Annotated in this window: 23 protein-coding genes and 2 tRNA genes; 9 read left to right on the forward strand and 16 right to left on the reverse strand. The window is 57.9% G+C overall.

The window, feature by feature from the left end:
• Positions 1-279: 279 nt before the first annotated feature.
• The gene (gene fucA / locus HMPREF3178_RS21845) at positions 280-927 is read right to left on the reverse strand and encodes an L-fuculose-phosphate aldolase (protein WP_004114950.1); all 648 of its coding nucleotides are present in this window, start codon (positions 925-927) and stop codon (positions 280-282) included.
• Positions 928-1,486: 559 nt separating this feature from the next.
• Between fucA and fucP the strand changes: the two genes are divergently transcribed.
• The 5 genes from fucP to fucR all read left to right on the forward strand — a co-directional run bounded on the left by fucP (position 1,487) and on the right by fucR (position 7,318).
• Positions 1,487-2,797, forward strand: coding sequence for an L-fucose:H+ symporter permease (gene fucP, locus HMPREF3178_RS21850; protein WP_004105064.1), 1,311 nt, complete (start codon positions 1,487-1,489; stop codon positions 2,795-2,797).
• A 31-nt stretch (positions 2,798-2,828) separates the two neighbouring features.
• Complete coding sequence (gene fucI, locus HMPREF3178_RS21855; RefSeq protein WP_053064389.1) at positions 2,829-4,604, forward strand: L-fucose isomerase; 1,776 nt, start codon at positions 2,829-2,831, stop codon at positions 4,602-4,604.
• A gap of 103 nt (positions 4,605-4,707) precedes the next feature.
• Positions 4,708-6,126 carry an L-fuculokinase gene (fucK, locus tag HMPREF3178_RS21860; protein WP_024274637.1) on the forward strand — a complete coding sequence of 473 codons (1,419 nt, stop codon included), beginning with the start codon at positions 4,708-4,710 and terminating at the stop codon, positions 6,124-6,126.
• Position 6,127: 1 nt separating this feature from the next.
• Positions 6,128-6,550 (forward strand): L-fucose mutarotase, encoded by a 423-nt coding sequence (fucU, locus tag HMPREF3178_RS21865; protein WP_070585508.1) that lies wholly within the window; start codon positions 6,128-6,130, stop codon positions 6,548-6,550.
• Between the two features lie 57 nt (positions 6,551-6,607).
• On the forward strand, positions 6,608-7,318 hold the full coding sequence (gene fucR, locus HMPREF3178_RS21870; RefSeq protein WP_004105071.1) for an L-fucose operon activator: 711 nt from the start codon (positions 6,608-6,610) through the stop codon (positions 7,316-7,318).
• A gap of 208 nt (positions 7,319-7,526) precedes the next feature.
• Here fucR and rlmM read toward each other — a convergent pair whose 3' ends face one another.
• The 4 genes from rlmM to HMPREF3178_RS21890 form a co-directional block, all read right to left on the reverse strand.
• Complete coding sequence (gene rlmM, locus HMPREF3178_RS21875) at positions 7,527-8,627, reverse strand: 23S rRNA (cytidine(2498)-2'-O)-methyltransferase RlmM (protein WP_004114964.1); 1,101 nt, start codon at positions 8,625-8,627, stop codon at positions 7,527-7,529.
• Positions 8,620-9,015: a DUF423 domain-containing protein gene (locus HMPREF3178_RS21880; RefSeq protein ID WP_004105073.1), complete on the reverse strand. Its 396-nt coding sequence runs from the start codon at positions 9,013-9,015 to the stop codon at positions 8,620-8,622. Before HMPREF3178_RS21880 ends, rlmM begins: the two co-directional genes overlap by 8 nt.
• Before the next feature lie 19 nt (positions 9,016-9,034).
• On the reverse strand, positions 9,035-9,952 hold the full coding sequence (gene gcvA / locus HMPREF3178_RS21885; protein WP_004114967.1) for a glycine cleavage system transcriptional regulator GcvA: 918 nt from the start codon (positions 9,950-9,952) through the stop codon (positions 9,035-9,037).
• A 353-nt stretch (positions 9,953-10,305) separates the two neighbouring features.
• Positions 10,306-10,530 carry a YgdI/YgdR family lipoprotein gene (locus HMPREF3178_RS21890; protein ID WP_024274638.1) on the reverse strand — a complete coding sequence of 75 codons (225 nt, stop codon included), beginning with the start codon at positions 10,528-10,530 and terminating at the stop codon, positions 10,306-10,308.
• 198 nt (positions 10,531-10,728) lie between these two features.
• On the opposite strand from HMPREF3178_RS21890, the gene csdA reads away from it, so the two are divergent.
• Positions 10,729-11,934, forward strand: a complete 1,206-nt coding sequence (gene csdA, locus HMPREF3178_RS21895; protein WP_070585509.1) for a cysteine desulfurase CsdA — start codon at positions 10,729-10,731, stop codon at positions 11,932-11,934.
• On the forward strand, positions 11,934-12,371 hold the full coding sequence (gene csdE / locus HMPREF3178_RS21900) for a cysteine desulfurase sulfur acceptor subunit CsdE (RefSeq protein ID WP_004105080.1): 438 nt from the start codon (positions 11,934-11,936) through the stop codon (positions 12,369-12,371). Before csdA ends, csdE begins: the two co-directional genes overlap by 1 nt.
• 140 nt (positions 12,372-12,511) lie before the next feature.
• Here the strand turns inward: csdE and tcdA are convergent, their stop codons facing one another.
• Together tcdA and mltA are read right to left on the reverse strand one after the other, a co-directional pair.
• Positions 12,512-13,321: a tRNA cyclic N6-threonylcarbamoyladenosine(37) synthase TcdA gene (tcdA, locus tag HMPREF3178_RS21905; RefSeq protein WP_004105082.1), complete on the reverse strand. Its 810-nt coding sequence runs from the start codon at positions 13,319-13,321 to the stop codon at positions 12,512-12,514.
• A gap of 165 nt (positions 13,322-13,486) precedes the next feature.
• The gene (mltA, locus tag HMPREF3178_RS21910; RefSeq protein ID WP_023330000.1) at positions 13,487-14,584 is read right to left on the reverse strand and encodes a murein transglycosylase A; all 1,098 of its coding nucleotides are present in this window, start codon (positions 14,582-14,584) and stop codon (positions 13,487-13,489) included.
• Positions 14,585-14,795: 211 nt separating this feature from the next.
• On the opposite strand from mltA, the gene HMPREF3178_RS21915 reads away from it, so the two are divergent.
• Both HMPREF3178_RS21915 and HMPREF3178_RS21920 read left to right on the forward strand, forming a co-directional pair.
• Positions 14,796-14,872 (forward strand) — tRNA-Met (locus tag HMPREF3178_RS21915).
• A 34-nt stretch (positions 14,873-14,906) separates the two neighbouring features.
• Positions 14,907-14,983, forward strand: a tRNA-Met gene (locus tag HMPREF3178_RS21920).
• Between the two features lie 97 nt (positions 14,984-15,080).
• Here the strand turns inward: HMPREF3178_RS21920 and cobT are convergent.
• The 9 genes from cobT to cbiK form a co-directional block, all read right to left on the reverse strand.
• Positions 15,081-16,136 (reverse strand): nicotinate-nucleotide--dimethylbenzimidazole phosphoribosyltransferase, encoded by a 1,056-nt coding sequence (gene cobT / locus HMPREF3178_RS21925; RefSeq protein ID WP_016809884.1) that lies wholly within the window; start codon positions 16,134-16,136, stop codon positions 15,081-15,083.
• 74 nt (positions 16,137-16,210) lie between these two features.
• Positions 16,211-16,756: a bifunctional adenosylcobinamide kinase/adenosylcobinamide-phosphate guanylyltransferase gene (gene cobU, locus HMPREF3178_RS21930; RefSeq protein ID WP_004105085.1), complete on the reverse strand. Its 546-nt coding sequence runs from the start codon at positions 16,754-16,756 to the stop codon at positions 16,211-16,213.
• The gene (locus tag HMPREF3178_RS21935; RefSeq protein WP_023330001.1) at positions 16,750-18,273 is read right to left on the reverse strand and encodes a cobyric acid synthase; all 1,524 of its coding nucleotides are present in this window, start codon (positions 18,271-18,273) and stop codon (positions 16,750-16,752) included. Before HMPREF3178_RS21935 ends, cobU begins: the two co-directional genes overlap by 7 nt.
• On the reverse strand, positions 18,270-19,085 hold the full coding sequence (locus HMPREF3178_RS21940) for an energy-coupling factor ABC transporter ATP-binding protein (protein WP_004114986.1): 816 nt from the start codon (positions 19,083-19,085) through the stop codon (positions 18,270-18,272). Before HMPREF3178_RS21940 ends, HMPREF3178_RS21935 begins: the two co-directional genes overlap by 4 nt.
• A gap of 8 nt (positions 19,086-19,093) precedes the next feature.
• Positions 19,094-19,771 carry an energy-coupling factor ABC transporter transmembrane protein gene (locus tag HMPREF3178_RS21945; RefSeq protein ID WP_053064394.1) on the reverse strand — a complete coding sequence of 226 codons (678 nt, stop codon included), beginning with the start codon at positions 19,769-19,771 and terminating at the stop codon, positions 19,094-19,096.
• Positions 19,758-20,039: an energy-coupling factor ABC transporter substrate-binding protein gene (locus HMPREF3178_RS21950; RefSeq protein ID WP_004105092.1), complete on the reverse strand. Its 282-nt coding sequence runs from the start codon at positions 20,037-20,039 to the stop codon at positions 19,758-19,760. Before HMPREF3178_RS21950 ends, HMPREF3178_RS21945 begins: the two co-directional genes overlap by 14 nt.
• Position 20,040: 1 nt before the next feature.
• Complete coding sequence (gene cbiM, locus HMPREF3178_RS21955) at positions 20,041-20,778, reverse strand: cobalt ECF transporter S component CbiM (protein ID WP_004105094.1); 738 nt, start codon at positions 20,776-20,778, stop codon at positions 20,041-20,043.
• A complete protein-coding gene (locus tag HMPREF3178_RS21960; protein WP_004105097.1) occupies positions 20,775-21,488 on the reverse strand; it encodes a cobalt-factor II C(20)-methyltransferase in 714 nt (237 codons plus the stop codon). Before HMPREF3178_RS21960 ends, cbiM begins: the two co-directional genes overlap by 4 nt.
• Positions 21,485-22,279 (reverse strand): sirohydrochlorin cobaltochelatase, encoded by a 795-nt coding sequence (gene cbiK / locus HMPREF3178_RS21965; protein ID WP_004105099.1) that lies wholly within the window; start codon positions 22,277-22,279, stop codon positions 21,485-21,487. Before cbiK ends, HMPREF3178_RS21960 begins: the two co-directional genes overlap by 4 nt.

Genomic DNA, 22,279 nt, shown 5'->3' on the forward strand with positions numbered 1-22,279 from the left:
GGAGGCGATGCTGCGCATCTGTCCGGGCTACCCAGTCGCAGACGGCGGTGAATGGTGGGGGCTACCCAACCGCAGACGGCGGTAAACCGTGGGGACTACCGGCCCGCAGACGGCGGAATACCTGTAGCCCGGGCAAGGCGCGTCAAGCGCCGCCCCCGGGAGCAGAGCGCAGCGTGGCTGAATTTCCCGGAGGCGATGCTGCGCATCTGTCCGGGTTACCCAGTCGCAGACGGCGGTGAATCTGTACACCGCAGCCGGCAGAAACGTTCGCTTACGAGATCACTCTTCGATACGCAATCCGTAGGTTTTGAATTTCTCCAGCACGATGGCGATAGCCTCATCATCAAGCACCGGAACCGGGTCGATGATGGCCAGGGTGCTGAGATAGAGCTGCGCCAGTACCTCAACTTCATGCGCCAGCCACAGGGCCTTTTCCAGATTCTCTTCACAAGCGATCAGGCCATGGTGCTGCAGCAGGGTCGCTTTGCGATTTTTCAACGCCACGGCCACGTGTTCAGACAACTCACGAGTACCAAAAGTGGCATAGGGTGCGCAAGGAATGGAGTTACCGCCGGCCGCCGCAATCATATAGTGAATGGCGGGAATGGGACGATTGAGGATCGATACCGCCGTGCAGTGAACCGCATGATTATGCACCACCGCGTGAGCATCAGGACGCGTCTGATAAGCCGCCATATGAAAACGCCACTCGCTGGACGGCAGTTTGCCCTGTTCATGCTGACCTTCAGCATCGATATAAACAATGTGCGCTTCCGTCAGCTTTTCATAAGGTATACCGGTTGGTGTGATCAGCATCCCCCCCTGGTACCGCACGCTTACGTTGCCTGCCGTCCCCTGATTTAACCCCAGGCGGGTCATCTCCAGGCAGGTATCAATAATCTGCCGGGCCAGTCTATTACGTTCCATTCTTTACCTCTCTTAATAATGCGCAATACGACAACAGACCGCTCGCCGGGCATGGCGCGCCGACGCTGTTGAATAACTCAAATAATTGCTCACCATCATCATCCCGAATAATCAGAAAGGAATTTACATCCACTGGTTCTGTGATACCCCTCACTTATTTCAGCTTAAAAAAACCGTTTGCTCATTTTTACGTTGTGAAAAAATGCCCGTTATCATCAATAGATTTAAAAACGGTCATTTTACCGATAATGTTAACAACTGACCGTTTTCCACATTATAAATTAAATCGGGCATTCGTTCTGTGGGTTTTAGAATTATCTTTCTCAAACGGTCATGTTTTCCTGATTATTAAAGTGATGATAATCACATAAAATCACTCACCGCATGCTTAGTGTGACCGCCATCATATTAAAAGGCATTTTTTATTTGAAAATGAATTCATGAGTTCATCCCGCGATGTTTATTTCATCATCGTTCTCGTCACAGGAACTCACCTGATTTTTGCGGTCTGGTGGGCAAAGCCGGCTGCTGAATACGCTTCTGAACCAATGAGGATGCTATGGGAAACACAACGATACAAACGCAGAGTTTTCATGCGGTCGAGACAGGGCAAAGCAAGCGCTACATTATTCCCTTTGCCCTGCTGTGCTCGCTATTTTTTCTTTGGGCGGTCGCTAATAATCTTAACGATATTTTATTACCACAATTTCAACAAGCCTTTACCTTAACTAACTTCCAGGCTGGTTTGATTCAATCCGCTTTTTATTTTGGCTATTTTGTTATTCCGATCCCGGCCGGGATCTTGATGAAAAAACTCAGTTACAAAGCCGGCATTATTACCGGGCTATTCTTATACGCTTTTGGCGCCGCGCTATTCTGGCCCGCCGCCGAGGTCATGAATTATACCTTATTCCTGATCGGCCTGTTTATTATTGCGGCGGGGTTAGGCTGTTTAGAAACTGCAGCAAACCCTTTTGTTACCGTGTTAGGGCCAGAAAGCGGCGGCCACTTCCGGCTTAATCTGGCGCAGACCTTTAACTCCTTTGGCGCCATTATTGCGGTGGTCTTTGGGCAAAGCCTTATTTTGTCTAACGTGCCGCATCAATCGCAGGATGTACTCGATAAAATGGCTCCGGAGCAGCTTAGCGCTTATAAGCACAGCCTGGTGCTCTCGGTGCAAACTCCCTATATGATCATCGTCGCGGTTGTCTTACTGGTCGCTCTGTTGATTATGTTGACCAAATTTCCGGCCCTGCAGAGCGACGACCACAGTGATGCCAACCAGAGTTCCTTCTCCGCTTCTCTTGCCCGCCTGGTGCGCGTTCGCCACTGGCGCTGGGCGGTGCTGGCGCAGTTTTGCTACGTCGGCGCACAAACCGCCTGCTGGAGCTATCTGATTCGCTACGCCATCGAAGAGATCCCCGGCATGACGCCCGGTTTCGCCGCCAACTATCTGACTGGCACTATGGTGTGCTTCTTTATCGGCCGTTTCTCCGGCACCTGGCTCATCAGCCGCTTCGCGCCGCATAAAGTGCTGGCGGCCTATGCCCTGCTCGCCATGCTCCTGTGCCTGATCTCCGCTTTCAGCGGCGGCCATGTGGGCCTGCTGGCCTTGACGCTGTGCAGCGCCTTTATGTCGATTCAGTATCCGACCATCTTCTCGCTGGGCATCAAGAATCTGGGGCAGGACACCAAATACGGCTCCTCGTTTATCGTCATGACCATTATTGGTGGCGGCATCGTCACTCCGGTTATGGGCTTTGTCAGCGACGCCGCCGGCAACATCCCTACCGCCGAGCTGGTACCGGCGCTGTGCTTTGCCGTCATCTTCATCTTTGCCCGTTTCCGTTCGCAAACGGCAGCTAACTAAACATTTATCCGCATAACGTGAGGGATCTGGAATGAAAAAAATCAGTTTACCGAAAATTGGCATTCGCCCGGTGATCGATGGACGCCGCATGGGGGTACGCGAGTCGCTGGAAGAGCAAACCATGAATATGGCGAAGGCTACCGCTGCGCTGATTACGGAAAAGCTGCGCCACGCCTGCGGCGCGCAGATCGAGTGCGTCATCGCCGATAGCTGCATTGCGGGGATGGCGGAATCCGCCGCCTGCGAAGAGAAATTCAGCAGCCAGAACGTCGGCGTCACCATCACCGTCACCCCCTGCTGGTGCTACGGCAGCGAAACTATCGATATGGACCCGATGCGGCCAAAAGCTATTTGGGGCTTTAACGGCACCGAACGACCAGGCGCGGTTTACCTTGCGGCAGCGCTGGCGGCCCACAGCCAGAAGGGCATCCCGGCGTTCTCCATATACGGCCACGACGTACAGGACGCCGACGACACCTCCATTCCGTCTGATGTTGAAGAAAAACTGCTGCGCTTTGCCCGCGCCGGTTTAGCGGTCGCCAGCATGAAGGGCAAAAGCTATCTTTCCGTCGGCGGCGTATCGATGGGAATCGCCGGTTCTATCGTCGATCACAACTTCTTCGAGTCCTGGCTCGGTATGAAGGTCCAGGCGGTGGATATGACCGAACTGCGCCGCCGTATCGATCAGAAAATCTATGATGAAAGCGAGCTGGAAATGGCGCTGGCGTGGGCGGATAAAACCTTCCGCTACGGCGAAGACCAGAACGCGCAGCAGTATAAACGTAATGCCGAGCAGAGCCGCGCGGTACTCAAAGAGAGCCTGCTGATGGCGATGTGCATTCGCGACATGATGCAGGGCAACAAGAAGCTGGCGGAAAAAGGACTGGTCGAAGAGTCGCTTGGCTACAACGCCATTGCCGCAGGCTTCCAGGGCCAGCGTCACTGGACCGATCAATACCCTAACGGCGACACCGCCGAAGCGCTGCTTAACAGCTCGTTCGACTGGAATGGCGTACGCGAACCCTTCGTTGTCGCCACGGAAAACGACAGCCTCAACGGCGTGGCGATGCTGATGGGCCATCAGCTGACCGGCACCGCCCAGGTGTTTGCCGACGTGCGTACCTACTGGTCGCCGGAAGCGGTAGAACGCGTCACCGGCCAGCCGCTCACCGGGCTGGCGGAACACGGCATTATCCATCTGATCAACTCCGGATCGGCGGCGCTGGACGGCGCCTGCAAACAGCGCGATGCGGATGGCAAGCCAACCATGAAGCCGCACTGGGAAATCAGCCAGCAGGAGGCCGACGCCTGCGTCGCCGCCACCGAATGGTGCCCGGCGATTCATGAATATTTCCGCGGCGGCGGCTTCTCCTCCCGCTTTCTGACCGAAGGCGGCGTGCCCTTTACCATGACTCGCGTGAATATCATTAAAGGCCTTGGCCCGGTTCTGCAAATCGCCGAAGGCTGGAGCGTGGAACTACCGAAAGAGATGCACGATCGGCTGGATGCCCGCACCAACTCCACCTGGCCCACCACCTGGTTTGCGCCGCGCCTGACCGGTAAGGGCCCGTTCTCCGACGTCTACTCGGTGATGGCGAACTGGGGCGCCAACCACGGCGTGCTGACCATCGGCCACGTTGGCGCCGACTTTATCACTCTGGCGTCTATGCTGCGGATCCCGGTATGCATGCATAACGTAGAAGAGGCGAAAATCTACCGCCCGTCCAGCTGGGCTGCGCACGGGATGGATAGCGAAGGCCAGGATTACCGCGCCTGCCAGAACTACGGCCCGCTGTACAAACGTTAAAAATGCCTGATGGCGCTGCGCTTATTCGGCCTACGGATGATAACGTCTCCGTAGGCTGGATGAGGCGTTTACGCCGCCATCCGGCAACGTCTCGGGAGAGATTATGAAGAATGAAGTCATCCTGGTTCTCGACTGCGGCGCCACCAACGTCAGGGCGATTGCCGTTGATCGCCAGGGGAATATTATCGCCCGCGCCGCAACGGCTAACGCCAGCGATATCGCCGTGGAGAACAGCGCATGGCACCAGTGGTCGCTGGAGGCCATCCTGCAACGCTTCGCCGAGTGCTGTCGGCAGATTGGCGATGCGCTCTCATCCTGCACGGTTCGCGGCATCACGGTCACCACCTTCGGCGTGGACGGCGCGCTGGTGGATGAACAGGGCAAGCTGCTCTATCCGGTCATCAGCTGGAAATGCCCGCGAACCGCAGCGGTGATGGACAATATCGGCCGCTTTATGCCCGCGCAGCAGCTCCAGCAGATCGCCGGCGTCGGCGCATTTGGTTTTAACACCCTCTATAAGCTGATATGGCTGCAAGAAAACCACCCGCAGCTGCTGGAGCAGGCCCATGCCTGGCTATTCATCTCCTCGCTGATCAACCAGCGCCTGACCGGGGAATTCACGACCGATATCACCATGGCGGGTACCAGCCAGATGCTGGATATCCACCAGCGAGATTTCAGCGCGCAGATTCTGCAGGCAACGGGATTGCCGCGCCGCCTGTTTCCCCGGCTGGTGGAGGCGGGCCAGCAGATTGGTACCCTGCAAAACGATGCCGCGAAGATGCTGGGATTACCCGCCGGGATCCCGGTTATCTCCGCCGGGCACGATACCCAGTTCGCGCTGTTTGGCGCCGGCGCGGAGCAGGATGAACCGGTGCTCTCTTCCGGTACGTGGGAAATTTTGATGGTGCGTAGCGTTCAGGTGAATACGCCGCTGCTCAGCCACTATGCGGGATCGACCTGCGAACTGGATAGCCAGCCGGGATGCTATAACCCCGGTATGCAGTGGCTGGCTTCAGGCGTGCTGGAGTGGGTACGCCAGCTGCTGTGGACGGCAGAAACGCCGTGGCGCACGCTGATTGAAGAAGCGCGCGTCATTCCCGCCGGTTCTGAGGGGGTAAGGATGCAGTGCGATCTGCTCTCCTGCCGGAATGCGGGCTGGCAGGGCGTCACGCTGAATACCACTCGCGGCCATTTCTATCGCGCCGCGCTGGAAGGATTAGCCGAACAGCTGGCGCGTAACCTGCAAACGCTACAAAAAATCGGCCATTTTAACGCCAGCGAACTGCTGCTGGTCGGCGGCGGTAGCCGCAACGCGCTGTGGAATCAGATCAAAGCCAATACGCTCGATATGCCTGTCAAAGTACTGGATGACGCCGAAACCACCGTGGCTGGCGCCGCCATGTTTGGCTGGTACGGCGTCGGTGAATTCCACAGCCCTGAACAGGCCAGAGCGCAGGTGAGCTATCAGTATCGCTATTTTTACCCGCAAACCGAACCCGAACTGATTGAGGGAGTATGAGATGCTAAAAACGATTTCCCCGTTAATATCGCCGGAGCTACTGAAAGTCCTGGCGGAAATGGGGCACGGAGATGAGATCGTCTTTTCCGATGCCCACTTCCCGGCGCACAGCATGGGTCCACAGGTCATTCGCGCCGACGGTCTGCGGGTAAGCGACCTGCTGCAGGCGATTATTCCGCTGTTTGAGTTAGACAGCTACGCTCCGCCGTTGGTGATGATGGCCGCCGTGGAAGGCGACACCCTCGACCCGCAGGTCGAAACGCGCTATCGCGAGGCGCTTTCCGCCGCCGCGCCCTGCCCTGAGATCGCCCGCATTGACCGCTTTGCTTTCTACGAGCGGGCGCAAAAAGCCTTTGCGATCGTTATCACAGGTGAGCGCGCTAAGTACGGGAATATTCTTTTAAAAAAAGGAGTAGCGCCGTAATCTCATGCCGCAGCGCCCGTCTGGTGCGGGCGCTCAGCGAACGCCAGGGTGAGAAAAATGAAAGCGGCACGACAGCAAGCGATACTAGACCTGCTCATAAACCATAATAGTCTGACCACCGAAGCCTTATCGCTACAGCTTAACGTCAGCAGAGAAACCATCCGCCGCGATCTCAGCGAGCTTCAGTCCCAGGGAAAAGTACTGCGTAACCACGGTCGGGCAAAAGTCATTCACCGGCAAAGCCAGGACAGCGGCGACCCTTTTCATATTCGTTTAAAAAGCCACTATGCGCACAAAGCGGATATCGCCCGCGAGGCGCTGGCCTGGATAGACGAAGGGATGGTTATCGCCCTCGATGCCAGTTCCACCTGCTGGTACCTGGCTCGCCAGCTACCTGATCTCAACCTTCACGTTTTTACCAACAGTCAGCCGATATGCCAGGAGCTGAGCAAGCGAGAGAACATACAGCTCACCTGCTCCGGGGGGACGCTTCAGCGTAAATACGGCTGTTACGTGAGTTCATCGCTTATCTCCCAGCTCAAATCGCTGGAGATCGATCTGTTCATTTTTTCCTGTGAAGGTATCGACAGCGGCGGCGCGCTCTGGGATTCAAATACGGTCAACGCCGAGTTCAAATCGCTGCTGCTTAAGCGCGCCTCGCAATCGCTTTTGCTGATTGATAAGAGCAAGTTTAATCGTTCAGGGGAGGCCCGAATTGGCCATCTGGATGATGTGACGCATATTGTTTCGGACGTGTCGCAGTCGTAACGGCTATTGCAGCGCCGGATAGCGGCTTAGAGCCTATCCCAATAGGCGTTATTGGTGCAGTCAGTTTGAACACGGACAGCGCGGAAGAACCGGAGCGTACACTTAGTACGTGAGGATTCTGAGCACTGCCCAGGTTCAAAATGGCAAACAAAATAGCCCTAATGGGATAGGCTCTTAGTGCCTTATCCGGCCTACAAAAGCGGCTAAACTAGCGTTCGTCGCGGCGACCGCCGACGGCAGCCCACAGGCGACGAACGTGAACCGTCACTTCTTCGCGATCGTGATACAGCTGGCGCGCCTGGATTTGCGCGTTGATGCCGTGCTCATCCAGCTGCTCCTGGATATAGGCCAGGTTGCGCGACAGCTCTTCATAGCGCTTTTTCATCGGCAGCTTAAGGTTAAAGATGGTTTCACGGCACCAGCCGTTCACCAGCCACTGCGCCATCAGCGCAGCCACTTTCGCCGGCTTCTCCACCATATCGCACACCATCCACGAGATGTTGTTGCGCGTTGGGCGGTACTTGAAGCCATCTTCGCGCAGCCAGGTCACCTGGCCGGTATCCATCAGGCTTTGCGCCATCGGGCCGTTATCCACCGAGGAGACCCACATATTGCGTTTCACCAGCTGATAGGTCCAGCCGCCGGGGCAGGCGCCGAGATCCACGGCGTACATACCGTTCGCCAGGCGCTCGTCCCACTCATCCGCCGGAATAAAGACGTGAAACGCCTCTTCCAGCTTGAGAGTCGAGCGGCTCGGCGCATCGGCCGGAAACTTGAGGCGCGGAATGCCCATATAGAACGGTGAGTTGTTGTTAGACAACGAATAGCCGGTGTAGCAGCAGCCCGGCGCGATAAAGAAAACGTGCACCACCGGACGTTTTGTCGTTTCATAGCTGGTCAGCACGCCCGCTTCGCGCAGCGCAGCGCGCAGCGGTACCGTAAACTTGCGGCAGAACTTCATCAGCTCTTTGCTTTCGTTGGTATCGGCGACCTCTACGCGCAGCTCGCCGCCCTTTTCCACAACGCCCTGCAGCATACCGACGATCGGGGAAATCCGGTCTTCCGGCGGCAGATCGCGCAGCAGTTCGCCGACCACAAACATCTGGCGGGCAAATACCAGCGAGCTGAACGGCAGTTCGCGCACCAGCTTTTCGCCATCTTCAGCCTGATAGCACTCAAAAATCACATAGCCGGAGTCATCTTTGACCCGGGCAAAACCAAATACTTCAAGGCGCGAGGCCTTATCGGTAATTTCTGCTGCGCACTCTTTCTCAAACCCAGGGCGACAATAGAGGACAACTTTATTCATGAACAACGCCCTTACGTTTCAGACGAATTGCACCAATTAACATTAATACCCAACCGGCGAGGAAGCAGACGCCCCCTACCGGCGTAACGAACGCCCACAGGCGTAAATGCGATAGCGCCAGGCAGTAGAGGCTGCCGCTAAAAAGAACGGTACCAAGCGCCATAAAGACGCTGCTCCAGTAAAACCAGATGCTGATGCGGCGCTGCATCGCCACCGCCAGGCCAAAAATAGCCAGCGTATGGAAAGCCTGATACTGCAGGCCGGTGTGGATCCAGCCCATTTCCGCAACGCCCATCGTTTTACTTAAAACGTGCGCGCCAAACGCGCCCAAAGCCACAAAGATAAAACCGCTTATCGCGGCGAATATCAGCATAAAACGGCTGGTCATGTGTTTACCCTACGATGATTTATTGTTCATAACGAAAGCGAAATTTTTCTTGTTCATTAGCCGCTTTTGCCAGAATCCACTGGCGGAAGGCGGCTATTTTACCCAGTTCTGCCTGACTGTCATGACAAACGAGATAAAACGCATTCTTACTGACCAGAACATCATTAAACGGGCAGACCAGTCGGCCTGCCTCAATCTCGGACTGCGCCATCACATTGTTGGCCAGCGCGACCCCCTGTCCATGGATTGCCGCCTGCAGCACCATTGCGCTGTGGCTAAAAATAGGTCCCTGTTGAACATTGATATGGTTTAGACCCAGCTGACGGGTATAAGTTTGCCAGTCGCGGCGGGAAGCGTCGTGCAGCAGGGTATGTTGCGCCAGATCGGCAGGCGTTTTCAACGCTTTATCGCCGGTAAGTAAAAGCGGGGAACATACCGGAAGCAGATATTCGGCGTACAGTTTTTCCACGCGCAGCCCCGGCCAGTTGCCGCGGCCATAAAAAATTGCCACGTCGACATCGTCGGCCAGCTTATCTTCCTGGCGGTCTACCGCCTGGATTCTGACATCGATTCCCGGATAAGCTGAATTAAAGCTTGTCAGCCTCGGCACCAGCCACTGGATGGCAAAACTGGGGAGCATACTGACGGTTAAGGCCCCTTTTGCGCTTCGGGCCTGAAGCTTGCGGGTCGCTTCGGTGAGCTGCGAAAAAATCTCTTTGATATCCTGAAAATAGCTCTGCCCCTCCTCCGTTAAAAGAAGAGAACGATTGCGTCGACGGAACAGCTTGAGGCCGAGGAAATCCTCCAGGGACTTGATTTGGTGGCTGACTGCGGCCTGCGTCACAAAAAGCTCATCGGCGGCGCGAGTGAAGCTAAGGTGGCGGGCGGCTGCATCAAAAACACGTAATGCATTCAGAGGTGGCAAACGCTTGGACATAGTTATTCTGGCTTAGATGTAAAGGCAATTTAACAAATAGGAAACAACAGTTAACCTATTAGTTTTTTTTATCTGAGCTATTATAATTTGTCCGTTGAGCTTCTACCAGCAAATACCTATAGTGGCGGCACTTCCTGAGCCGGAACGAAGAGCTTTTTTTGGAATGCGTGTTCCAACAAGCTTTTGGCTTACGGTTGTGATGTTGTGTTGTTGTGTTTGCAATTGGTCCGGGTTTGCGGACCATGGTAGCGAAGCTACCCCTTTTCACTTCCTGTACATTTACCCTGTCTGTCCATAGTGATTTAATGTAGCACCGCACTGCGCGGTGCTTTTTTTTGCCTGCTATACCTGAATCAGTTATCCAGCTCGCCCAGCTGTTTGACGTCAGAACGGTTAATCTGCTGCTTGTTACCCCAGGCATCTTTGTACGAAATCATGCCAGTATCATTGTCCGTTTGCGGTTTACCGTCGGTGACGATAGTGCGCCCATCGTTAGTGTGCATCACGTAGTTAGAGGAACAGGCGCTCAGGCCAAAGGTCAGCACACAGGCAGAAATAATGGCGGCAGTCTTATTCATTTTCATCTTTCTCTCCTTACGACTATTTATACTGTTTATGATTCGTTCTGTACCAGGTTAAAACACAAACCCAACACTATTTAGCATAACCATCTTTCACGCCGGCGAATTCATATTCAGAAAATTCCAGTAGTTAGCAGAAAACTTGTATCACCCGCTGATTTGCGCGACGATCCTGGTATCGATACGAGGAGTCTCATGAACGCATTCAACCCCGCCCAATTTCGCGCTCAGTTTCCGGCGCTGGCCGACGCTGGCGTCTATCTTGATAGCGCAGCGACGGCGCTCAAGCCGCTGGCGGTCATTGAGGCCAGCGATCAGTTCTATCGCCTCAGCGGCGGTAACGTCCACCGTAGCCAGTTTGCTGCCGCCCGGCAGCTAACCGACCGCTATGAAAACGCGCGCGAACGCGTGGCGGCGCTGCTCAACGCCCCTTCCGGCCAGGATATCGTCTGGACGCGCGGCACCACTGAAGCCATTAACATGGTGGCGCAATGCTACGTGCGCCCGCGCCTGAAGCCCGGCGATGAGATTATCGTCAGCGAAGCGGAACATCATGCCAATCTGGTGCCGTGGTTAATGGTTGCAGAGCAAACCGGCGCGAGGATAGTGAAGCTACCGATCGCTCCCGATCGCCTGCCGGACGTGGCCGCGCTTGGCGCGCTCATCACGCCGCGCAGCCGGGTGCTGGCGATTGGCCAGATGTCCAACGTCACCGGCGGTTGTCCGGATTTGGCGCAGGCGATTCGCCTGGCCCACGATGCCGGGATGGTGGTAATGGTCGACGGCGCGCAGGGGGCGGTGCATTTCCCGGCGGACGTTCAGACGCTGGATATCGACTTTTATGCTTTTTCGGGCCATAAGCTCTACGGGCCGACCGGCATCGGCGCGCTGTATGGCAAAAGCGAACGGCTGGCGAAAATGTCGCCGTGGCTCGGCGGCGGTAAAATGATCGCCGAAGTCACTTTCGACGGCTTTAAAACCCAGCCCGCGCCCTGGCGCTTCGAAGCGGGAACGCCCAATATCGCCGGGGTGATTGGCCTGAGCGCAGCGCTGGAGTGGCTGGACGAGACGGATATCGCACAGGCGGAAAACTGGAGCCGTGGGCTGGCGACGCTGGCGGAAGAGGAGCTGGCGAAACGTCCGGGATTCCGTTCGCTCCGCTGCCAGGACGCCAGCCTGCTGGCGTTTGATTTTGACGGCGTTCACCATAGCGATATGGTGACGCTGCTGGCGGAATCGGGGATTGCGCTGCGCGCCGGTCAGCACTGCGCTCAGCCGCTGCTGGCGGCGCTTGGCGTCAGCGGTACCCTGCGGGCCTCATTCGCGCCTTATAACACGCAGGACGATGTTTACGCGCTGGTGCACGCCGTGGACCGCGCTCTGGAAATACTGGTGGATTAATGACGACTTCTCACCCTTTTGGTACCCGCGTCACCGAAGCGACCCTTCTCCAGACGTTTACCCCGCTCAGCCAGTGGGAGGATAAATACCGCCAGCTAATTTTACTGGGTAAGCAGCTCCCTGCGCTGCCGGACGACCTCAAAGCGCGGGCTAAAGAGATTGCCGGTTGTGAAAACCGCGTCTGGCTGGGACACTTCATTGACGTCGACGGTAAGCTGCATTTCTTCGGCGATAGCGAAGGCCGTATCGTACGCGGCATGCTGGCGGTGCTGTTGACCGCCATTGAAGGCAAAAGCGCCGCTGATCTGCTGGCGCAGGATCCGCTGGCGCTATTTGATGCGCTGGGGCTGCGCGGCCAGCTGAGCGCCTCGCGCAGCCAGGGGCTCAACGCCCTGAGTGAGGCGGTGCTCGCCGCCGCCCGCGAGGTTGAGGTTTAAGCTCATCCCGGGGGCGGCGCTTGACGCGCCTTGCCGGGCTACGGGTTCGTGCGGTTTTGTCGCCCGGACAGGTGCGCAGCACCGCCTCCGGGGAATTGTCTTGTAGCCCAGGTAAGGTGCCTGCGCCGCGACCCGGGAATTTACGCCGTCTGCCGCTCCGCCTTCGCCAGCATTTTCTTCAGCGCATGGGAGACGGCGACAAAGCCAAAGGTTGCGGTCACCATCGTCGCGGCGCCAAACCCGGATGCGCAATCCATTCGCTTCGGCCCCTCAGCGGTGCTTTTCATCGCACAAACGCTGCCGTCCGCCTGCGGATAAACCAGCGCTTCGGTGGAAAACACGCAATCCACGCCGAGCTTACCTTTGCTGTTCTTCACCACCCCAAACTGGCTCTTCAAACGCTCACGCAGCTTTGCCGCCAGCGGATCCTGGATGGTTTTCGCCAGATCGGCGACCTGGATTTGCGTCGGATCGATTTGTCCGCCCGCGCCGCCGGTGGTGACCAGCGGCACCTTATGGCGACGACAGTAAGCGATTAACGCCGCTTTCGGGCGCACGCTGTCGATGGCATCGATCACATAGCTAAAGCCAACGCCCAGATACTCGGCGACGTTTTCCGGCGTGATAAAATCGTCCACCACCGTCACCCGGCACTCGGGGTTAATCAGGCGAATGCGTTCCGCCATCACCTCGGCTTTCGCCAGACCTACGTTGCCGCCAAGGGCGTGGATCTGGCGATTGGTGTTGGTCACGCAGACATCATCCATATCGATGAGGGTAATCGCGCCAATTCCGGTTCTCGCCAGCGCTTCCGCCGCCCATGAGCCTACGCCGCCGATGCCGACCACGCAGACGTGCGCGTCGGCAAAACATTGCAGCGCCTTTTCACCATATAAACGCGCCGTGCCGCCAAAGCGCTGGCGCCAGGCATCGCTAATTACAACAGACATATAACCTCAAAATAAGTGGACATTCCCGGGTCGCGAGGCAAGGGCCTTACCCGGGCAACAAAATCAGCCATCGTTCCGGGAAATATTCCCGGATTACGTCGTCAATGGCTTATTCAGGCGACCGTAGCCCCGGTAAGCGCAGCGCGACCGGGGAAAATGTGAGCACTAGCTGCTAAAGACGTTGCCTGCGCCCGGGGCGTTTTTCAGCACCCATACGCGGCCATAGTGGTTATACCAACCAGCACGGTGCCCGGCATCCGGGCCAATGCCCTGGTAAATATCGAAGTGCTGGCCTTTAATCGCCCCGCCAACATCAAGTGCCACCATTAAACGCAGCTCGTACTGGCCGTTAAACTTACCGTTATTATCCAGCAGCGGCACCTCCGCCAGCAGCGTGGTGCCTGCAGGAACAATGGAACGGTCGGAGGCCACCGACGCGCGACCGATCAGCGGCACCGCGCTGGCGCCTTTCACCGGCGCGAAGGACTGCGGTTTAAAGAAGACGAACGACGGGTTCTGCTCCAGCAGCTCGCGGACTTCCGCCTCGCTGTGCTTTTCGCCCCATTCGCGAATTGCCTGCATCGACATATCTTCGCGCTTTACTTCCCCGCGGTCGATCAGCACTTTACCGATGCTGTAATAGGGCCAGCCGTTTTTCCCGGCATAGCTAAAGAAGTTCAGCGGCGAGCCGTCGCCAAAATCAATGTAGCCGCTGCCCTGCACGTCCATGATGAAGTTATCCATCAGCGAGTTGCTGTAGGCCAGGATGTAGTTGTCGCTCAGAGCCCCGGCGTAGATGCTGGCGCGAGACGGCAGCTTGCCGCGCTTCGGCGGCATCCGGTAAATCGGATACTGGAACTCGCCCTGGCGAGTATGGCGCGCCTGAACCACCGGCGTGTAGTAGCCGGTAAACTGGACGTTACCGTAGTTATCCGTTCCCTGCATCTGCCAGGCGTCGATACCAAACTGGCTCAGCGTACGGGTATCGCCGCCGGAACGCAGCCACTCCTGAACCGCATTGTAGACGTTGCTCTGGCTGGTATAGAGGCGCGGAGAGGCGCTACGAATCTGTCTCACCTGTTCGGAGAAATCGCCGGCGTTGATCGGCGAACCTACCGCATCAGGTTGGTTAACCAATGAAAACGGCTGGGTGAGTTTACCTTCATTATACTGCTGACCGCGATCGGTCGGTTTTGAGGAACAGGCGGCCAGCATTGCCAGCATTGCGCCTGTTACTGCATATTTTGCCCAACGTCCTTTCATGGTATCTCTTCTTTATGCTGCTAAGCCCGGGTGCGTGATGAAGATAACAAACCCCCAGGGCTAATGAAATGCGCTTAGGTACCGCAAAGGCAATTTTGCGCAAAAAATAGGCTGGAAGTGATTCTATATGCACCATTTTTTACAAAATTGATGATTTCTGCCAAAAAGGGTTGCATCAAAACGTTAGCGGAGTATAGTGCGCTTCCACGGACGCGGGGTGGAGCAGCCTGGTAGCTCGTCGGGCTCATAACCCGAAGGTCGTCAGTTCAAATCTGGCCCCCGCAACCAATTAAAATTTGATGAAGTACAAGCAGTACGGTGACGCGGGGTGGAGCAGCCTGGTAGCTCGTCGGGCTCATAACCCGAAGGTCGTCGGTTCAAATCCGGCCCCCGCAACCAACATCATAAACACCCTCAAGGGTGTTTTTTTGTTTCTGCGATTCGCAAAATCTTATACCTGATTCAGGGAACGGCTAAGCGCCGCTCCCTCACCTTCTCAGCCCTTCGGCAACACAATATTGCTCGCCGCCAGCATCCCCATTTCGTGATACATCGCGCAGGCCGCTTCAACGATCGGCATCGCCAGCGCCGCGCCGCTGCCTTCTCCCAGGCGCATCCCCATGTTCAGGTAGGGTTCCAGCTCGAGATGCATCAACGCCGTACGCGCCCCCTTCTCCGCCGAATAGTGCGACGGGATAAGATAGGGTTTTACCTGCGGCGCAATTCGGCACGCCGCCAGCGCCGCTGCGTAGGAGAGGAAGCCATCGAGCACCACCGGCAGACCGCAGGAGGCCGCGCCCAGCATCACACCCGTCATCCCCAATAAATCAAAACCGCCCACTTTTGCCAGCACGTCCAGACCATCATGCGGATCGGGGCGGTTAACGGCGATGGCCCGTCGTACCACCTCAACTTTATTGCCGACCTTCGCCAACGGCAGATTAGCGCCAATTCCCACCACCTCCTGGGCATCGCTGCCGGTCAGGACGCTGACGATTGCCGCCGCCGGGGTGGTATTGGCCATTCCGAGCTCCCCGACGCCAAACAGCGTGACGCCATCCTCCGCCAGCCCCCGGGTATAGCGCATCACCTCCAGCAGCAGCTCTTCCGCCTGGCTGCGGCGCATTGCCGGACCAACGGCGATATTGCCGCAGCCGCGCGCCACGCGCATGTTGATGACGCCCGGTATCAGCTCGGCATCGATTCCAACATCAATCACGTGCATCTTCGCGCCCGCCTGCGCCGCCAGTACGCAAACGCCGGTTTTGCCCAGCGTCATATTCGCCGCCTGAATTGCGGTCACCGCTTTTGGCGAAATGGCGACCCCTTCGTCCCACACGCCGTGGTCGGCGCACATCACCAGCAGCGCCTTTTTTTTCACCTGCGGCACGCCTTCAAGACCGGGCATACCCGCCAGCTGCACGGCAAGATCTTCAAGGCGTCCAAGGCTTCCGGGCGGTTTCAGCAGACCATCAATATGAAGCCGGGCGCGCGCCATCGCGTTTTCATCAGGCGCAGGGATCGCGCCCAGTAGAGAGGTTAAGCTTTGCATAGAGGTTCTCGTCTTGTTGGCTGACTCATCGCAGAGCCAGCAGGAAGAATAACGCCCGTTACGGCGCGCCTGGCCTATTTGATTTTTACGCCAATGCCCGACACCACCAGCCACACCTCGTCTGCCGCCGCCGCAAGGCGCTGGTTGACGCGTCCGGCGATATCGCGGAAATGGCGGGCAAGACGGTTTTCCGGCACAATCCCCATCCCTACCTCGTTGGTCACCAGCACCACGCGGGCCGGGCAGCGCTGGCAGGCGGCAATCAGTACCGCGATTTCGGCGTCGATCGCCCGCTCCATCGCCGCATAATCCCAGCCGTCCGGCGAGCTGTCGCCCCCCAGCGCAAACAGCAGGTTGGTCACCATGGTGGTGATGCATTCCAGCAAAATCGCCTCCTCTGGGGCGATATCCGGGGTGATCAGCTCATCAAGCTGCTGCCAGCGCTCGGCGGTGCGCCAGTGCGCGGGCCTGCCGTCGCGGTGGTGCTGGATCCTCGCCGCCATCTCGTCATCAAAGACCTGCGAGGTGGCGATATACAGTACCTGCGGCGCATGGGCGATCAGCGCTTCGGCATGGCGGCTTTTACCGCTGCGCGCCCCGCCGGTCACTAAAGTCAGCATACGGGCTCCTGATGTTGGCGCATGATGGCGTAGATTTTTTCGATATCAATATGCTGACGCATCGCGTCCGCCAGCAGATCGAACTGGCGCGATTTATACTGCGCATACTCGAAATTGCTATCCAGCGCCGCCAGCCCTTTACGCTGGCGCAGGCCGTTAACCAGCGCGCGGGTAAATGCATCGCTATCGAACAGGCCGTGCAGATAGGTGCCAAACGCCAGGCCGTCATCGCTGACCGCGCCGTCCGCCACGCTCAGGCCGCCTTTATGTAATTGCATCAGCGAACGGCAGCCGTCGCGCAGCTCGGTTTCGCCCATATGAATTTCGTAGCCGCTTACGGCCAGCCCCGCCGTTGCCGCCAGCCACGCCGGCAGCGCTGTTGCCAGGGTTGCCGTTACCTGGGTCGTCGTCTTGCTTTGCGCAAAGTGGGTGACGGTATTTAGCAACCCCAGCCCCGGCTGCGTGCCAAGCCCCGACTCTACCTCATCGATAATGGTTTCGCCGAGCATCTGATAGCCGCCGCAGATCCCCAGCACCGGTACGCCCTGACGCCGGGCCTGCAGTACCGCATGCGCCATGCCGCTCTCGCGCAGCCAGCCCAGGTCGCCGAGCGTATTTTTACTGCCCGGCAGGATCACCATATCCACGCCCGCCAGCTCCTGCGGCTGGCGAACATAGCGGACGCGGACGTCCGGCTGCGCCGCCAGCGCGTTGAAATCGGTAAAATTGGAGATGTGCGGCACCTGAATCACGGCAATCTCAATATCGCGCCTGTCGGTGCGCAGATATTTCCCTTTTTGCAGCGCGACGCCGTCCTCATCTTCAAGATCGACATCCAGCCACGGCATGACGCCGAGCACCGGGACGCCGGTGAGCGCTTCTATCTGCTCGATCCCGGAATACAGCAGCGCCACGTCGCCGCGAAATTTATTAATAATCACGCCCTTGACCCGCGCGCGCTCGCGATCGTGCAGCAGCGCGAGCGTGCCGTAGATAGAGGCGAATACGCCGCCGCGATCGATATCCGCCACGAGGATCACCGGGCACTGGGCCATCTCGGCCATGCCCATATTGACGATGTCGCGATCGCGCAGATTGATCTCCGCCGGACTTCCTGCCCCTTCCAGCACCAGCACATCATGTTCGGCGGCCAGGCTGTTATAAACCGCGAGGATCTGTTCCCGCAGGCGCGGTTTATATTCGTGATAGCTCACCGCGTCCATATCGGTCGCCACCTTGCCCATCAGCACCACCTGCGCTTTGCGGTCGCTGGTTGGCTTAAGCAGCACCGGGTTCATGCGCACATCCGGGATAATACCCGCCGCTTCGGCCTGGAAAATCTGCGCGCGGCCCATCTCTTTGCCATCCGGCGTGATACCGGAATTGAGCGCCATATTCTGCGATTTAAACGGCGCGGTGCGCTGCCCGTCCTGATAAAAGATGCGGCACAGCCCCGCGACCAGCACGCTTTTGCCGACGTCAGAAGCGGTGCCCTGTAACATAATTGCCAGCGTCATGACGCCTCCTTCATCGCGTTGCTTCGCATCCGCGTAAAAAATTCTTCTTCGGTTTTACACAGCGGCAGCCCGAGCTGCGCGTGCAGTTTCACCAGCCACGGCTGGGTGAGCCCGGCCTGGGCCATCAGTTCGCTGCGGGCAAACACCGCCCCGGGTTCGCCGTGCGCCAGCACTTCGCCGCGGCGTAACACGTAAACCGCATCGCTGATTTCATAGATCAGATCGATATCGTGGCTGGAGATCGCCACGTGGTTGCCCCGATCGGCAATACGCTTAATGATGTCGATCATCTGAGCGCGTCCCGAAGGATCGAGACCCGCCGTCGGCTCGTCGAGCAGTAAATAGCGCGCCTGCAGCACCAGCGCGCCGGCTATCGCCACGCGCTTTTTCTGCCCGTGGCTCAGGCACTGAATCGGCTGGTGACGAAACCCCTGGGCATCGACGAGAGTCAGGGCATCGTCCACCCGGCGGGCAATTTCCTCTTCCGCTACGCCCAGGTTCCGCAGGCTAAAGGCGATATCGCTGTCGATATCGGTATAGAAAATCTGCTGGTCCGGGTCCTGGAAAACGGTCGCCACCTGCTGACGCAGCGCCAGCAGGCCACGCTTGCTGTAGTCCAGCGGTTTTCCTTGCCATAGCACCGCCCCGCTCTGCGGGCGCAGCAGACCGCTCAGGTTCATAAACAGCGTGGATTTTCCGCAGCCGTTCGCCCCTACCAGTCCGGTCACGGCGTGATGGGAAAAATCCAGCGTCAGCCCCTTCAGCACCGGCTCGTCCTGATAGCGAAACCAGAGATCGGTCGTGGCAAGCATACTTATCCTTAAAGGTGAAAATCACCCTGATACAGTTTGATATCCAGCGTGGTGCTCATCTGCTGGTAGCGAATCATCACCCGGGTAAACAGCAGTCCTACCAGCATCGCCAGCGAACGATAGCCCTTCGGCACGCTACGGTAGCCAAAACGTAATGTTTGCGCACGGTGAATCGCCAGCGCTTCGTCTAAAAGAATAAAAATAAAACGCCAGGTCAGCAGGATTTGCTCGGTCAGCAGCCGCGGTACCCGTCCGCGCTTGAGCAGCAAAATAAGCTGCGGGAACGGCAGATTCAGCACCAGCCAGAAGGTGGACGCCAGCGCCGCCAGGCTGCGCCAGAAGGTCTGATTGGCGGTCGTCAACCCCTCCGACGTCATGCCCAGCCAGACGCTGCCCAGCGGTAGGCTCACCAGCAGATCCTGCGGATTGCGGCTAACGCTGAACAGAATGGTCAGCACACCGATCAGCAGGAAGCCAAACGGCAGCGCCATCCAACGGCACCAGCGCCACGGCGAGACCCGCAGCAGCCAGCAGGTTAAGGCGGCAATCAGCACCATTTCGATACCCTGCCCCAACGGAGGCAGGGTAAAAGCCAGCACCATCAGCAGCAGCCAGAACAGGAACTTGCGCTCCGGTGCGACGTGAAACCAGCGGCTCTGATAGCTGAGTCGGTCAAACCCGGTCATCACGGCGCTGTCTGCCTTTGCTGTAGCCCAGAATATAGAAAATTACCGCCGCGCCGAGAGAGCCCTGGAGCGTAAACAGCAGGCTCTCAATTTCTCCGCTAGCCGGTTCGTACAGCGGCTGGAACCACGGCTCATAATGCGGCGCGACCACCTGAATCTGGCTCTCCGCCTCGCCGTCTGAACCGCCGAATTCGCCGCCGTGATCGACAAAGAACGGCAGGATCACCAGCGCCACCACCATGGCGAACAATATCAGCGTCTTTTTCATGTTAATGCCCCTGTGCGGTAATCAGCTGACGTTTGGTCAACTGGTCGTAGATCATGACGGTTAACAGTCCTTCAGCAATGGCGATCGGGATCTGCGTCAGGCAGAAGATCCCCATAAACTTGACGATCGATCCGGTCGCGCCGGCGGCGGGATCCGGAAAGGCCACGCCGAGCTGTACGGAGGTGACAAAGTAGGTCACCAGATCCGCCAGCATCGCGCAGAGAAACACCCCGACGTCGCGGCGAATGCCCGCGCGGCAGGCCATTTTCCACACCATATAGCCGACCACCGGCCCGATGACCGCCATCGACATCCCGTTCGCGCCGAGCGTCGTCAGCCCGCCGTGCGCCAGCAGCAGCGCCTGGAACAGCAGTACGATGGCGCCAAGGATCGCCACCACGCCAGGCCCGAAGAGAATCACCGCCAGGCCGACGCCGGTCGGGTGGGAACAGCTGCCGGTTACGGAAGGAATTTTCAGCGCCGAGAGGACAAAAATAAACGCCCCGCACAGCGCCAGCAGCACCTTCTGATTGTTATCTTCCTGCACAATGCGGCGCAGGCGCACCAGCCCGTACCACAGGCAGGGTAAAAACAGCAGCCACCATGCCAGGGCCCACATCGGCGGTAAAAAACCCTCCATGATGTGCATCGCGAAAGCCTTTTCGGGAACCACTATCAGCAATAGCGCCGCAGCTAACCCGCTGAAAGACAGCTGTTTTAGCTGTTGTTCAAGTTTCATTCTGCATACTCCCACTGTTTATTGACCAGAATGGTCGAGAAATAGGGCAGCGGCTGGTCGTCGCTGACGTCATTGAGATGGCGCCAGCACTGCTCGCCCGGCAGCGTGGCTTCAGACATCATCAGCGCGGCATCCAGCAGACCGTTTTTCGCCAGCAGCGCTTTGATGCGGGGAAACCGCCCGTACACTTTCATCAGCACCAGGCTTTCATGCTGGCGCAGCGCCTGCTCGATTTCCGTTTCCGGCGCGGTGCAGGAGATCACCGCCAGCGATTGCTGCTCCATGGCCAGCGGCGTTTTTGAACGCGCGGCAATGGCGGCAAAAGAGGTGACGCCGGGAACAATCTCCAGCCACTCCGGGCAGCCGATACGCTGGAGTAAGAACACCCAGGTGCTGAACAGCATGGCGTCGCCGAGGGTAATAAAGCCGACCTGCTTGCCCGCTTCCACTTCCTGAACCAGCGCGGCGGCAACCTCATCCCACACCGCCTCTTTTTCCGCGCTGTCGGCGCTCATCGGGAAATGGCAGCAGCGTACTTCGGTCCGTTCGCCGATATACTCGCGCACGATGGAGAGCGCGAGGCTGTCGCCGCCTTTACGTCCGGCGGGCGCGTAGAGAATGTCCAGCGTGCCCAGCACCCGCGCCGCGCGCACGGTGATCAGGTCGGCGGCGCCAGGGCCGGTACTTAAGGCATATAGTTTACCGCTCATGCCGCCTCCTCCATTGCCAGGCTCAGCGCCTGCTGCAGGTGAGCGACGAACATTGCGCGCACCGCCGGATTCTCTCCCAGCCCGTTCAGCCAGGGCGTCGCCGTGATACCGGCGGCGTTGAACAGCGTTTTCCAGGAGTCCTCTTCGTCCGAGGCCATATCGTTAATGGCGTGATCGCCGGCCACCAGCATCAGCGGCATCAGGTGCACGCCCTTCACCCCCTGCTGGCGCAGGCTATCGATAAGAATATCGACTTCCGGATAGCTCTCGACCGCGCCGACCCGCGCCGGAAATCCCTTCGCCGTCATCATATGATCCAGACAGGCGTAGGCGGCGAAAGCGTGATGGCTGGCGCCGTGGCCCATAAAGACCACCGTTTCATCGGCGGCAAGCGGCGGCATCTGCTGGCGCAGCGCCTGCATCAGCTGGACATAATCGTTATGGCTGCTCAGCAGCGGCGCCCCCAGCGTCAGGCGGAGGAACAGCGGGCGCAGGCTTTGCACTTCGCGGACGATCTTTTCATACTCATCGCCGTTGATAATGTGCAGCGACTGAATCGCCACATCCTGGTAGCCCTGCTCGGCCAGCTTCTGCAATGCCTGCAGCGGCGTATCAATCTCGATACCGTCGCGCTGTTTGAGCTTGCGGATAATCATCCCGGAGGTGAAGGCGCGAAACGTGTCGCGGTCCGGACAGCTGGCCGCCAGCTCGCGCTCGCAGGCGACGATGTTCTTTTCACAGGTGTCGGGATAGCTGGTGCCAAAACTGACCACCAGAAGCGCTTTTTTCAT

Origin of the sequence: Klebsiella sp. HMSC09D12, from assembly GCF_001808475.1 — a bacterium.
Lineage (GTDB): Bacteria > Pseudomonadota > Gammaproteobacteria > Enterobacterales > Enterobacteriaceae > Klebsiella > Klebsiella oxytoca.